Source organism: Streptomyces sp. IMTB 2501 (assembly GCF_001953885.1).
Classification (GTDB): Bacteria; Actinomycetota; Actinomycetes; order Streptomycetales; family Streptomycetaceae; genus Streptomyces.
This window is the reverse complement of the sequence record NZ_MQUS01000027.1, coordinates 29,512-43,274: the sequence shown is the minus strand read 5'-3', so window position 1 is coordinate 43,274 and position 13,763 is coordinate 29,512. Positions and strand designations below refer to the sequence as shown.

Sequence of the window (13,763 nt, the reverse complement as noted above, 5' to 3'; positions counted from 1 at the left end):
ATGGCTCTCAGACGTTGCGGAAACGGTTGATGGCGTCGAGGTGCTCGGCCCGCATCTCCTCGTCGCGCACACCGAGGCCTTCCTCGGGCGCGAGGCACAGCACGCCGACCTTGCCCTGGTGCAGGTTGCGGTGGACGTCGTACGCCGCCTGGCCGGTGTCCTTGAGTGAGTAGACCTTCGACAGGGTCGGGTGGATCTTGCCCTTGGCGACGAGGCGGTTGGCCTCCCAGGCCTCGCGGTAGTTGGCGAAGTGCGAGCCGATGATCCGCTTCAGCGACATCCACAGGTAGCGGTTGTCGTACTCGTGGTGGTAGCCCGAGGTGGAGGCGCAGGTGACGATCGTGCCGCCCTTGCGGGTGACGTAGACCGAGGCGCCGAAGGTCTCGCGGCCGGGGTGCTCGAAGACGATGTCGACGTCCTCGCCGCCGGTCAGCTCACGGATGCGCTTGCCGAAGCGCTTCCACTCCCTGGGGTCCTGGGTGTGCTCGTCCTTCCAGAACTTGTAGCCCTCGGCGTTGCGGTCGATGATCAGCTCGGCGCCCATCCTCCGCGCGATCTCGGCCTTCTGGGGCGAGGAGACGACACAGATCGGGGTGGCGCCGCCGGCGAGGGCGAACTGGGTGGCGTACGAGCCGAGTCCGCCGCTCGCGCCCCAGATCAGCACGTTGTCGCCCTGCTTCATCTGGGCGCCGTTGCGGGAGACCAGCTGGCGGTAGGCGGTGGAGTTGACCAGGCCGGGGGCCGCGGCCTCCTCCCACGACAGGTGGGCCGGCTTCGGCATCAGCTGGTTGGACTTGACGAGCGCGACCTCGGCGAGGCCGCCGAAGTTGGTCTCGAAGCCCCAGATCCGCTGCTCGGGGTCGAGCATCGTGTCGTTGTGGCCGTCGGAGGACTCCAGCTCGACGGACAGACAGTGGGCGACGACCTCGTCACCGGGCTTCCAGGCGTTGACGCCCGGGCCGGTGCGCAGGACGACGCCCGCGAGGTCGGAGCCGATGATGTGGTACGGCAGGTCGTGCCGGCGGGTCAGCTCGCTGACCTTGCCGTAGCGCTCCAGGAAGCCGAACGTCGGCAGCGGCTCGAAGATCGAGGTCCACACCGAGTTGTAGTTGACCGAGGAGGCCATGACGGCCACCAGGGCCTCGCCCGGGCCGAGTTCGGGCACGGGCACCTCGTCGAGGTGGATCGACTTGCGCGGGTCCTTGTCGCGGGTCTCCAGGCCCGCGAACATCTCCGTCTCGTCCTTGTGCACGGTGATCGCGCGGTACGACTCGGGGAGCGGCAGGGCGGCGAAGTCGGCCGGCGTCGAGTCCGGCGACTGGATCGCGTCCAGGATGTCCTTCACGGTCACGGTGTTGCCTCCGGCGGTGAGCGCCCCTGAGGGAGGGGGCGCTGAGGGTTCGTCGGTGCTGCGATGAGTGCTGCTGAGGGTGTTGAGGTGTGCCGTCGGTTCGGCTCGGTGGTGCTTCGGCAGCGCTTTGTGGCGCGGGAGGTTGCCTGTGACGCAGGCGTCCGGGCGCGCGGGCCATGGGCCTTTGGGGACAGCCGGCGAGCGATTGGTCTCTGCTCGCCGGCCACCCGGACACCTTCAACGTATGACACCGCGTGTCAGGCGGCAAGGCACTGAGTGCCAGAAGTTCGGCTCAGGTGAAATCTTTACGTAACAAATGAGCGATGATCGATCGAACGTGCCCAGAAAAGTGCCGGAAAAGGGCCCCTGACATGCCAAAACGGCCACCCGGGCGGGTGGCCGTTGTCACACGGGGGAGCGGGTCTAGCGCTCCTTCAGCGCCTCCTCGATGGTGCGCATGACCTCGTCCAGCGGAGCGTCGGTGCGGGCGACCGTGACGAGGACCTCGCCGTGCGTGGACGCCGTCGCCGGGACGGTGCCGGCGGCCGGCCGCCCCGGCGCCGGACCGCGCCCGGCCCCGATCCCGGTGCCGAACGTCTTCCGCACGATCGCGAAGGCATGGTCCAGCTGCGCCTCGACGTCGCCCTGGCCGCCCGCCCGCAGCCAGCGCCTGAGGACGTGGTTGTGGGCGGTGACGACGGCGGAGGCGGCCACCTCGGCGAGCAACGGGTCGTCGTTGGCGTCGTCGGCGTGCGCGTGCTCGTCGAAGTGGCCGAGGAGGTAGCGGGTGAAGAGGCGTTCGTAGCGGGCCACCGAGGCGATCTCGGCCTCCCGCAGGGTGGGCACCTCGCGGGTCAGCTTGTAGCGGGCGACGGAGACCTCCGGCGCGGCCGCGTACATCCTCATGACTTCCTTGATGCCGCGGCACACGGTGTCGAGCGGGTGCTCGTGCGCCGGGGCGGCGTTGAGGACCGCCTCCGCGCGGACCAGCGTGTCGTCGTGGTCGGGGAAGATCGCCTCTTCCTTGGAGCGGAAGTGGCGGAAGAAGGTCCGGCGGGCGACTCCGGCGGCGGCCGCGATCTCGTCGACGGTGGTCGCCTCGTAGCCCTTGGTAGCGAACAGCTCCATGGCTGCGGCCGCCAGTTCTCGGCGCATCTTGAGCCGCTGGGCGGCGGCGCGACTGCCTGCGGCACTTTCCGGCGCGTCGGGCGTAGCTGGTGTACGTGAGGACTTGGCGGGCTGGGACATGACCTGAACGTACTGCATGTGCGCAGCTCGATGCGCAGGTGTGCCGTTTCCCCCGCCCGCTGAGGGCGGGGGAGAGCCCGGCCGGCCGGGCGGGGCGAGGCCGCCCGGATCGAGCAGCCCGCCCCAGTCCGCGTCCGTGTGGGACCAGTCGCCGACGCTGTCAGCGGCGGGCATACTCGCGGAAGCCGCGGCCGGTCTTGCGGCCGAGGCAGCCCGCGGCCACCAGGTGCTCAAGGAGCGGGGCCGGGGCCAGGCCGGGGTCGCGGAACTCGCGGTGCAGGACCTTCTCGATCGCCAGCGAGACGTCCAGGCCGACCACGTCCAGCAGCTCGAACGGGCCCATCGGATAGCCGCCGCCGAGCTTCATCGCGGCGTCGATGTCGTCCAGGGACGCGTAGTGCTCCTCGACCATCTTGATCGCGTTGTTCAGGTACGGGAACAGCAGCGCGTTCACGATGAAGCCGGCCCGGTCGCCGCAGTCCACCGCGTGCTTCTTGATCTTCGCGCAGACCTCGCGGACCGTCGCGTGGACGTCGTCGGCCGTCAGCACGGTCCGCACGACCTCGACCAGCTTCATCGCCGGTGCCGGGTTGAAGAAGTGCATGCCGATGACGTCCTGCGGCCGCGAGGTGGCGCGGGCGCAGGCGACGACGGGCAGCGAGGAGGTGGTGGTGGCGAGGACCGCGCCGGGCTTGCAGACCTTGTCCAGCGTGACGAACAGCTGCTGCTTGATCTCCAGGTCCTCGGCGATCGCCTCGACGGCCAGGTCGACGTCGGCGAAGGCGTCGTAGGACCCGGCCGGGGCGATCCGGTCCAGGATCTGCGCGGCGGCCTCGGCGGTCAGCCGGCCCTTGTCGACAGAGCGCGAAAGCGACTTGCCGATACGGGCCTTGGCGGCCTGCGCCTTCTCCTCGCTCCGCGCGGCCAGCACGACGTCGTAGCCCGCCTTGGCGAACACCTCGGCGATGCCCGAGGCCATGGTGCCGGAGCCGGCGACGCCCACCGAGCGGACGCTGCGGCCGGTGGCCTTCGTGTCCCCCTCCGCCGGGGTCAGCGCGTCCGGCACGACCGTGGCGCTGCCCGGCGCCGCGTAGCTGTAGAAGCCGCGCCCGGACTTGCGGCCGGTCAGACCCGCCTCGCTGAGCTGCTTCAGGATCGGCGCCGGGGCGTGCAGCCGGTCGCGGGACTCGGCGTACATGGCCTCCAGGACCGTGCGCGCGGTGTCGATGCCGATCAGGTCCAGCAGCGCGAGCGGGCCCATCGGCAGACCGCAGCCGAGCCGCATCGCCGCGTCGATGTCCTCGCGGGAGGCGTACCGCGCCTCGTACATCGCGGCGGCCTGATTGAGATAGCCGAACAGCAGGCCGTCGGCGACGAAACCGGGGCGGTCGCCGACCGCGACCGGCTCCTTGCCCAGCTCGATCGCGAGGTCCGTGATCGCGGCGACGGCCTGCGGCGCGGTCAGCACCGAGGAGACCACCTCGACCAGCTTCATCGCCGGTGCCGGGTTGAAGAAGTGCAGGCCCAGCACGCGCTCGGGGCGGGCCGAGTCGGCCGCGAGGCGGGTGACGGACAGGGCGTTGGTACCGGTCGCGAGGATCGTCTCCGGGCGGACGACGCCGTCCAGCTCGCGGAAGATCTGCTGCTTGATCTCGTACGACTCCGGGGCCACCTCGATGACGAGGTCGGCGTCGGCCGCCGCGGCGAGGTCGGTGGCGGTGCGCACCCGGGCCAGTGCCTCGGCGCGCTCCTGCTCGGTGAGCCGGCCGCGCTCCACGCAGCGGGCGGTGGAGGCCTCCAGGGCGGAGAGGGACTTCGCGGCCTGGGCCTCGCTGATGTCGATGCCGATCACCTCGCGACCGGCCTTCGCGAGGACCTCGGTGATACCGGTGCCCATGGTGCCGAGGCCGACGACGGCGATCGTCTTGAACGGGGACAGCGGGGTGCCGGACTGGGGGGACAGGGGAGTGGCCATCGCGGGACTCCAGGAATGAGGGTGACGACGAGGAACGCGCCGGGTGCGCCGAGGGGCGCACCGCGGTGCGGAAATGGAGTGCGGGTGTTGTCGGGCTGCTGGCGCACACGCCCGGTGCTGCCGGGTGCCACGGGCGATGCACACGCCCGCGAGCGGCAAACGGCAGGGAATCCGACCGGCCCTGTCCCGGAGCCGGGTCGTACTGCGGTACACGTCGTACCGAACCGACATCTCCCCACTGCCCGAGGGGCGTGGGAGCTGCCCCCGGCGACGGCCGCGTCACCAAACCGTCGCCAGTGGAAATGCGAGTGGGTAACTCGCTCGTCTGAGCTTAACCGGCGAGTAACGAGCGCGCCAGACCTGAGTCGCGGCTGACTTTGTGATGTAGCTCCCCCGGCCCCCGCAACGCGCCTACGCTGGACTTCGTGGACGAAGAGTTGCGATCGCTCACGGAGCGCTTACGGCAGGAGTCGCGCGGCACGGCGGCGTTCGACCGGCTGCTGGTGACCGAGGACCACGACGAACTCGCGGAGGTGCTCACCGCGCCCGGACAGCCGCTGTGGGCCAGGGAGCTGGCCGCGTTCCGGCTCGGGGTCGCCGGCGACCGGCGCGCCTTCGAGTCCCTGGTGCTCCTCCTCAACCACCGCGACCCTCCGCGCTGCGCCTCCGCCGCCCACGCCCTCGGCCGGCTCGGCGATCCGCGTACGGCCCGGGCCGCGGCGGCACTGGCGACGAACGAGCTGCGGGTGGCCTACGCCCTGCACCCGGTGCGACTCCTGGCCGAACTCCGCGCTCCCGAGTCCGTGCCCGCGCTCATCACCACGCTGGAGCGCCGGTTGCACCCCCACGACCCCTACCACCGCGTCGCCCTGGCGTGCGTCGAAGGACTGGGCACCCTCGCCGACCCCCGCGCCCGCCGCGTCCTGAAGGAGGCCCTCGCCCATCCGGCACTGGCGAGGGCCGCGGTGCACGCGCTGGCGAGCATCCCCGAGGCGGAACAGGCCAGGTGACGGCCGCTCAGCCGCACGGCGTGGGGCAGGGCGGTTCGTCAGGCGCGGACTGGAGGCGCTGTCAGGGTGCCCTGCCGTGATCGAGACATGAGCGAGAAGGACCCCGGCGGGCCGGAGGATCCAGGCGGGTCGAAGGATCCCGAACCCGCCGAAGAGGAACTCTTCCGCCGCCTGAGCGAAGAGCTGGACTGGTCCGCCCGGTCGGAGCGCGAGGTGCCGCTGGGACTCGCCGTACGGCGGTGGTCGTTTCTGCTCGGCTTCGACCTCGTCGTGGTGGCGGCCGGCTCGCTGGTCGCCGTGACGGCGGGACGCGGGCCCGCGGTCGGCACCTGGGTCGCGTTCACCCTCCTCTATGTCTTCTGGCTTCGTCGGCGGATGCCGCGCTCGCCGGGGCACAGGCTCGCCGGCGTCCTCGCCGGGCTCGGCTACGCGATCCTGATCTTCGGCGCCGGCGACGCCACTCCCCGGATCTGCCTCGACACCTGGGGCAGGGAGGGCACGGCGACCGTCGTCGACCAGAACACCACGCGGACGCGCGACGGAGGCAAGGGCCACACCTGTACGGTCACCCTGCCCAACGGCGACTCACGGCAGTTGCAGGCATCGAGCGACACCTGCGAGCGGCTGGAGCCGCTCGTCGACGACCAGGTGCCGGTGGTCTACGACCCGGCGCATGTGGTCCTGCCCGTGGCCGGGACGAAGGGGCAGCTGGGGACGGCGAAGGGTGTACTTCCGTGCGGGATCGGGCTGTTGCTGGTGGTCACCGGAGCCGCCCACGCGGTCGGGCGCACGGCGGTGGTCCGGCGCGAGCGCCTTCGCTGGACACGAGCGTCTTCGCCGGATGCCGACTCCTTCGCCAGGCGCGAGCGTCTTCGCTGGACGCCGACTCCTTCGCCGGACGAGGGTGCTTTCGCCGGAGCGGGAATCCGCGGGCCGCGGCGGGCGCCCGTGTTCGTCCTATTCGCCCACCACCGCCAGCGCCTCGATCTCCATCAGGAACTCCGGGGCCACCAGCGCCGCGACCTGGACCGCGGACGACGCCGGGAGGCGGTCGTCGGGTATGTGGGCGGCTCGGGCCGCGCGGATCGCCGGCAGATGGGCTGTGTCGGTGACGAAGTAGGTCAGCTTCACCACGTGTTCGAAGCCGGCGCCTGCCGCGGTCAGGCAGCGCTTCAGGTTCTCGAAGACCTGGCGGGCCTGGACCGCGGGGTCGCCCGCGCCGACCAGCTCGCCGTCCCCGTCCAGCGCGAGCTGGCCGGAGACGGCGACGAAACGGCCGGTCGCCGAGACGACATGGCTGTACTGGGCGGCGGGGGCGACGCCGTCGGGGGCGGAGATCCGGGTCGGTTCACTCACGGCTCCGCAGGCTCCATGCTGATCGCTCATGGCTCCATGGTGGACCACCCCACTGACAACGCCCCCGACGGGCCGGGCGGTTGGTCAGCGGCGGAAGCCCAGCAGGTCGTGCAGGGTCGAGCCGCGGGAGTCGGTCGACGCGGCCTTCGTGTCCTGCGGCTTCGGGTCCGGCGACTTCTTGCAGACCGCGTCGGCGGTGCCCGCACCGTGCGGCAGCGTACCGTCGTTCAGATACGCGGCCAGGTAGGTGTCGAGGCAGGTGTTGTCGCTCAGCGTGATGCCGTGGTTGCCGCCGCCGTCCTCGACCACTAGGCTGGAGTGGGCGAGCAGGCGGTGGACCGTGACGCCGCCGGGGTACGGCGTGGCCGCGTCGTTCGTCGCCTGGAAGAGCAGCGCCGGCGGCAGCTGGGTGTTGGCGATGCTCACCGGCTTGAGCTTCGGGGTCGGCCAGAACGCGCACGGCGCGTTGTACCAGGCGTTGTTCCAGGCCATGAAGGGCGCCTTGCGGTACACCGCCCAGGTGTCCGTACGCCACCGCTTCCAGCTGGTGGGCCAGGAGGTGTCCCGGCACTGCACCGCCGCGTACACGCTGTAGCCGTTGTCGCCCGAGGCGTCCACGGCACCGAACTTCTCGTACGCCGCCACCAGCGGCTTGGTGTTCTTCTCGCGCACGTATGCCGCGAACGCCTGGGCGAGATCGGGCCAGTAGCCGTCGTAGTAGCCGCCGGGGATGAAGGTGTCCTCCAGCTCGGCGGCGCCCACCGCGCCACCGGCGGGCTTCTTCGCCAGGGCTGCCCGCATCGCGTACCACGCGGCCTCGATCTTCGCGGGGTCCATGCCGAGGTGGTACGTGGCGTCGTTGCGCGCGATCCACGCCATCAGCGCGCGGTGGCGGTTGTTGAAGGCGTAGTCCTGGCCGAGGTTGTCCTTGTACCAGACGCCCGTCGGGTCGACGACCGAGTCCAGCACCAGACGGCGGACCCGCTCCGGGTAGAGCTTCGCGTAGACCGCGCCGAGATAGGTGCCGTAGGAGTAGCCGAAGTAGCTGATGCGCGGCGCGCCCAGCGCCTGGCGGATGGCGTCCATGTCGCGCACCGCGCTGACGGTGTCCATGTACGGCAGCACATCGGCGTACTTGTGGTCGCAGGCGGTGGCGAAGGAGGTCGCGCGCGCGAGGTTGGTCCGCTCCAGCGCGGCCGAGGCGGGCACGGTGTCCGGGCGCACCGTCTTGAAGTGGCCGGGCGCGCAGTCCAGGGCCGGGCTGCTCCGGCCGACCCCGCGCGGGTCGAAGCCGATGACGTCGTACTGCGCGGCGACGGGCTTCGGCAAGGCCGAGGCGACGTATCCGGCGAGCGTCAGGCCGCTGCCGCCGGGCCCGCCCGGGTTGACGAGGAGGGGGCCCTGGGAGGTCTGCGCGGTGTGCGGGACGCGGGTGAGGGCGAGGGTGATCTGCCGGCCCGACGGGCGGGCGTGGTCCAGCGGCACCTTGAGGGACGCGCATTGGAGCGTGGGATAGGTGATGGAGCCGCAGGTCTTCCAGGCGAGCGGGGTGGCGGGAGCGGCCGGGGCCGCCTGGGCGGGCGGGGCCGTGACCGAGCCCGCCAGCACGGCGGCGGATGCGCACAGCACGGCTGCGCGTGTTCTCATGCGTCCTCCCGGGACGGAGGTTTCAGCGGATTGTGAAGGTCACATCTTTCGCCGCATCGTCCCGGAATCGGCGTACTGAAGAACGTCTTATAGGCATAGTTGACCCGATTGGTCCGATCGAAGCCCTCGAACGCCTCCCTCCCGAGGGAACGCTTCTCAGCTGGGGGAACGCCGCTCCGCCGTGGGTGGGCGGCGCTCTCACATGAGGGTGAGCTGGGTCGGTTCGGCGACAGCGGGAGGTTCGGCCGGGCGGATCCGGCGCGCCAGGCCCGCGCGCGTGGGCCCGATGCCGTACTCCTCGGCCAGCTCGTGCACCTGACGGGTGATCCGGCGCTGGTACCACTTGGGCGCGTAGGCGCCCTCCGCGTACAGCCGCTCGTAGCGCCGCACCAGATGCGGATGGTGCCGGCCGAGCCAGGCCATGAACCACTCCCGCGCGCCGGGGCGCAGATGCAGCGTGAGCGGGGTCACCGAGGTGGCCCCGGCTGCCGCGATCGCCCGTACCGTGGCCCGCAGTTGGGCCGGGTGGTCGCTCAGGAACGGGATGACCGGCGCCATCAGCACCCCGCAGCCGATGCCGTGCTCGCCGAGGGCGCGTACGACGTCCAGGCGGCGCTCGGGCGGGGGCGTGCCCGGCTCCACCGTGCGCCACAGCTCGGCGTCCAGGAAGCCGACGGAGACCGAGATGCCCACGTCCGTCACCTGGGCCGCCCGGACCAGCAGATCCAGGTCGCGCAGGATCAGGGTGCCCTTGGTGAGGATCGAGAACGGGTTGGCGTGCTCGGTGAGGGCGGAGATGATGCCCGGCATGAGCCGGTAGCGGCCCTCCGCGCGCTGATAGCAGTCGACGTTCGTGCCCATCGCCACGTGATCGCCCTGCCAACGGCGGGAGGCCAGCTGACGGCGCAGCACCTCGGGCGCGTTCACCTTGACCACGATCTGGGTGTCGAAGCCGAGTCCGGTGTCGAGGTCCAGATAGCTGTGCGTCTTGCGGGCGAAGCAGTACACGCAGGTGCATGCACTCCCGCAAGGCCTCGGGTGGGCCACTGGCGCCTGCTGGCACGGGCCCGGACACGTCGCAGGCCCCGGGGGAGGGGCAGCCATGACATCCCCAGGGCCGGCTCGGGGAAACCGGGACAACATGGACCTGCCAGTGCCGGTGGGGCCTGAGACCATAGGAGCGAGGCGAAACCGCCCTCACGGGACAGCAGTTGACGATGGAGACAATGCGCACCATGAGACGGAATCCAGGAGTGAGACATACCGCTGTCGGAGGTGCAGGGGGGAGCTGAGCGGCCGCGCCGGACTGGGTTCACAGCGTGGCGGCCCGCCCCCGGACGAGCCCGAGCGTGCTCCGCGCACCGCGTCAGCCACCTCACCCTGTCGACGTGCCTCGACTACTGGTCAAGGCTCCGTCACGCCGGTCCCCGCCCGTCTACGGAGTCAGCCCTGCCTTCGCGCAGGCGGCGAGCAGCTGTGGTGTGCAGATCTGGGCGATGGTGTACACACCGTCCTTGACGAGGGTCTGCTTGATGTTGGCGGTTGTCACGGCGACCGGGGTGAGGAGCACGGACGGGATGTGGTGGGTGGTGGGGCTGTCGGTCGTCGTCGTGGCGATGGCGTGCAGCTTCTCGCCGCGGCCCAGGGCGACAGCCATGGCAGCGGCTGCTTCGGCTTCCGCGCGGAAGGACTTGTACACCGTCATGGACTGCTCGCCGCTGACGATGCGTTGCACCGCGTCGAGGTCGGCGTCCTGGCCGGTGACGGGTGGAAGGGGACTGACGTGGGCGCTCTTGAGTGCGGAGATGACGCCTGCGGCCATGGCGTCGTTGGCGGCTAGGACGCCGTCGATCCGGCCCGGGCCCAGGGCCGAGATGGCGGCGGACATGTTGGCGTTCGCGTTGTTCGTGCTCCAGCCCAGGGTGTCGTAGGAACGGCCGATCCTCACCTTGCCCCGCAGGACGGACAGTGCACCCCTCTTGTACGACGCGGTGTTGGAGCTGGTCGGGTCGCCGTTCATCATAACGATGATCCGGTCCTTGGCCGGGGCGTGCATGGCCTTGAGGAGAGCCTGGCCCTGCAGCGTGCCGACCTTTACGCCGTCGAAGCTGACGTAGCCCGAGACCGGGCCGTCGGCGAGCCTGTCGTAGGCGACGACGGGGACGCCCGCGTTGTGCGCCTCCTGGACGGAAGAGCGCTGCGCCCTGTTGTCGGTGGCGCCGAGGATGAGGACCCTGACCCCTTTGGTGATCATGGCGAGCATCTGTTGCCGCTGCGCCGCTGAGTCGCCGCCGGCGTTGGCATAGGCGACGTTGCAGTGCGGGCAGAGCCGTTTCACCCGTTGCTCGATCAGCGGCTTGTCGGAGTGCTCCCAGCGTGGCGCCTCCCGGCTCGGCAGCAGCAGGCCGACGGTGAAACTGTCCGTGGTGGCTGTCCGGTCTCCTGTGCAGGCGGCCGACGGCATGGTCAGCAGGCCCGCGACAAGCGCGCCGACGACATACTGCGTACGGAGCGTCACGAGTTGCCTACGACACGTCATGATCGGCCTCCGTCCTTGGCGTCTGGTTCTGCGCCCACCGAAGCCGGTTCACGACGCGGTACCGCTATCTCGCTGCACACCTGCTTGCCGCCGGCCACGGGCACCGTGCCGAAGGACTCCGACATCGCTTCGACCAGGAGCAGACCTCGGCCGCCGGTCGACTCCCAGTCCACGATCACGGGCTTGGCGGGCGCCCGGGGAGAGGAGTCGCTCACGCAGACACGCACCCGGTCCTCGCGGAGCATCAGGTCGAGACGGACCGGGCCCTGGGTGTGCACCAGGGCGTTGGTGACGAGTTCGGACACCACCAGCAGCACCGGGTCGGTGGCTTCTTCGACCTTCCAGCGGCGCAGCGTGCGCGCGGTGAACCGGCGGGCGTGCATGACGGCGTCGGGCAGCCGCCACACCACCCAGCCCGACCGGATCGGCCGCGTCTTCATGCCGTCGTAGCGCAGCAGCAACAGCGCCACGTCGTCCTCGCGACGGCCGACGTGACCCAGCAGGTCGTCGGCCACCCGCCCGGGATCCGACGGGTCGGCCGCGGCGAGGGTGGCGCGCGTGCGGCGCATGCCCTCGTCCAGGGACAGGTCGACGGCCTCGATCAGCCCGTCGGTGACCAGGGCGAGCATCGTTCCGGGCGCCAGTGCCACCGCGGTCATCGGGAAGTCCGCGTCCATGGAAATGCCCAGCGGAAGGCCGCCCTCGATCTCGACCTCCTCGGTGCTGCCGTCGGGATGGCGCAGCAGCGGTGCGACGTGCCCGGCCCGGACGAACAGGACGTCGCCCTCGTCCATGTCCAGTTCGGCGTAGCAGCAGGTGGCGAAGAGATCCGTCTCCATACCGACGAGGAGGCGGTTGGCGTGCGAGACGACGACGTCGGGCGGGTGGCCCTCCACCGCGTACGCCCTGACCGCGGTACGCATCTGGCCCATGATCGTCGCGGCTGCGGCGCTGTGGCCCTGCACGTCGCCGATGACCAGCGCCACCCGGTCCTCGGAGAGGGCGATCACGTCGTACCAGTCGCCGCCCACCTGCAGTCCCCGCCGAGCGGGCAGATAGCGGGCGACGGCGATCCCGCCGGGAAGCTCGGGCAGACGTCGCGGCAGCAGGCTGCGCTGCAGCATCGTCGCGAGTTCCTGTTCGGCGTCATAGGCGTGGGCGCGGGTGAGGGCCTGGCCGGCCAGTGAGGCGGTGGCGGTCAGCAGCGAACGTTCCTCGGGGACGAACTCGTGCGGCCGGTCCCAGCCGATCAGGCACACGCCGACGACCCGGCCCCGTGCGGGCAGCGGCAGGACGGCAAGGCCTCCGGGGCCGATGCCGTCGAGTCCCGGTTCGAAAGCTGTGCCTGTCGGCCACAGGTCCATACGTCCGTCTCGAAGAGCCGTCTGCAGGGTGGGCAGGGCGCTGAGGGGTGCGTCGGGCCACTCCGAACGCCACTGGAGACGCCATGTCCGCGGCCAGGCAACGGGCTGCGGCGGGTCGAGCAGGGTGACCTGGAGCCGTTCGTGCTGCAGCTCGGCGAACGCCACCCGGTCGGCGCTCAGGGGTTCGTGCAGGGCGGTGACCATCACGTGGCTGACGTCGCGCACGGTGGTGGCCTTGTCGAGTGCGGCGGTCAACCACTGGATCCGGGAGACGTCGTCGGCGCCCCGGTGCAGGACCGAGATCGCCGTCACCACGCCCAGCACCCGCTCCGGCCGGTCGTCGGCAGCCGCCGCCACGCGGCACCTCAGGCTCAGCCAGCGCATCCCACCGGTGGGGCAGCGGACGCGGAAGTCCAGTTCCCGTCGGCCGAACGTCTGGGCGGACGGCTCCAGCACCGACATCAGCGCGTGCAAGTCTTCCGGCAGTGCGTGCGCGAGCAGGGAGTCCGCCTTGCCGTCGAAGTCGTCCGGCCTGATGCCGACCAGTTCGCGCAGCGTCTCGTCCGCGTCGATCACACCGGTTTCCGGCACCAGGACGAAGGAGCCGACGCGCATGCGGCGCAATGCGGAACTCAAGGGTGCCCGCGGCGTCCCTCCCCCGGCCGCGGCCTCCAGCACGCCGGCGACCGCGTCGGCATAGCGCTCCAGGAAGCGCTGCTGCCCGGCTTCGAAGCCGTTCTCACCGGCACCCACGACGACGAGGCAGCCGAGCCGCCTGCCCTCGGCGCCGAGGGGCAACGCACCGAGCGATGTCCGGGCCCGCGGCGGCGCCGGACATCCCTCGGGGTAGGAGGCGAGTTCCCCGGGGGTCAGCCACACGGGGTGGGGGGCACGGAAGGCGTGGGCCGCAGGCGAGCCGCCGGACAGGGCCAGGCGCTCCGGCAGCCCGTACTCGGCACGGGCGCACCCGGCCGTGTCCACCGACCGAAGGTCGTCAGAACCTGTGCCGGGCACGTAGAGCACCGTCAGCTCCACTCCGGCGAACGTCAGGGCGCGGACGCTCACGGGGTTCTCCGGCCTCGGTGGTGAGCCGGTGTCCGCGGCGCGAGCCTCGACTGTCCCCGGCGGCGAGAGTCCGGCCCGGGCACTGCCGTCGTGAGGCATGTCCGCATCTACCTCCCGTCCGTGCCGGGGGCGCCGACCGGCTGCCACTGGGCACTCCCCCTACCAGAATCGCATAGAGGGATAAACAAGACAGATTGACGTCGTGTCG

General features: G+C 71.1%; 8 protein-coding genes and 1 pseudogene. 1 reads left to right on the top strand and 8 read right to left on the bottom strand.

The window, feature by feature from the left end; translation table 11 throughout:
* Positions 1 to 7 precede the first annotated feature (7 nt).
* The 3 genes from ccrA to AV521_RS34850 form a co-directional block, all read right to left on the bottom strand.
* A complete protein-coding gene (gene ccrA / locus AV521_RS34860) occupies positions 8 to 1,345 on the bottom strand; it encodes a crotonyl-CoA carboxylase/reductase (RefSeq protein ID WP_179023626.1) in 1,338 nt (445 codons plus the stop codon).
* A gap of 429 nt (positions 1,346 to 1,774) precedes the next feature.
* Positions 1,775 to 2,599 carry a TetR family transcriptional regulator gene (locus AV521_RS34855; protein WP_179023612.1) on the bottom strand — a complete coding sequence of 275 codons (825 nt, stop codon included), beginning with the start codon at positions 2,597 to 2,599 and terminating at the stop codon, positions 1,775 to 1,777.
* Between the two features lie 160 nt (positions 2,600 to 2,759).
* Positions 2,760 to 4,574 carry a 3-hydroxyacyl-CoA dehydrogenase family protein gene (locus tag AV521_RS34850; protein ID WP_076094281.1) on the bottom strand — a complete coding sequence of 605 codons (1,815 nt, stop codon included), beginning with the start codon at positions 4,572 to 4,574 and terminating at the stop codon, positions 2,760 to 2,762.
* Between the two features lie 425 nt (positions 4,575 to 4,999).
* Here AV521_RS34850 and AV521_RS34845 point away from each other — a divergent pair, with 425 nt between their 5' ends.
* Entirely contained in the window at positions 5,000 to 5,584 is a 585-nt protein-coding gene (locus tag AV521_RS34845) for an adenylosuccinate lyase (RefSeq protein WP_076094279.1), read from the top strand.
* A gap of 957 nt (positions 5,585 to 6,541) precedes the next feature.
* Here the strand turns inward: AV521_RS34845 and AV521_RS34835 are convergent.
* The 5 genes and pseudogenes from AV521_RS34835 to AV521_RS34815 all read right to left on the bottom strand — a co-directional run bounded on the left by AV521_RS34835 (position 6,542) and on the right by AV521_RS34815 (position 13,654).
* Complete coding sequence (locus AV521_RS34835) at positions 6,542 to 6,940, bottom strand: RidA family protein (protein ID WP_076094276.1); 399 nt, start codon at positions 6,938 to 6,940, stop codon at positions 6,542 to 6,544.
* Between the two features lie 84 nt (positions 6,941 to 7,024).
* The gene (locus AV521_RS34830) at positions 7,025 to 8,587 is read right to left on the bottom strand and encodes an alpha/beta hydrolase (protein WP_076094273.1); all 1,563 of its coding nucleotides are present in this window, start codon (positions 8,585 to 8,587) and stop codon (positions 7,025 to 7,027) included.
* Positions 8,588 to 8,785: 198 nt separating this feature from the next.
* A pseudogene (locus AV521_RS34825) lies at positions 8,786 to 9,613 on the bottom strand (radical SAM protein); the annotation flags it as partial.
* A gap of 409 nt (positions 9,614 to 10,022) precedes the next feature.
* A complete protein-coding gene (locus tag AV521_RS34820) occupies positions 10,023 to 11,126 on the bottom strand; it encodes a sugar ABC transporter substrate-binding protein (protein ID WP_076094270.1) in 1,104 nt (367 codons plus the stop codon).
* The gene (locus AV521_RS34815; protein ID WP_076094268.1) at positions 11,123 to 13,654 is read right to left on the bottom strand and encodes a SpoIIE family protein phosphatase; all 2,532 of its coding nucleotides are present in this window, start codon (positions 13,652 to 13,654) and stop codon (positions 11,123 to 11,125) included. Before AV521_RS34815 ends, AV521_RS34820 begins: the two co-directional genes overlap by 4 nt.
* Between the last annotated feature and the right edge of the window lie 109 nt (positions 13,655 to 13,763).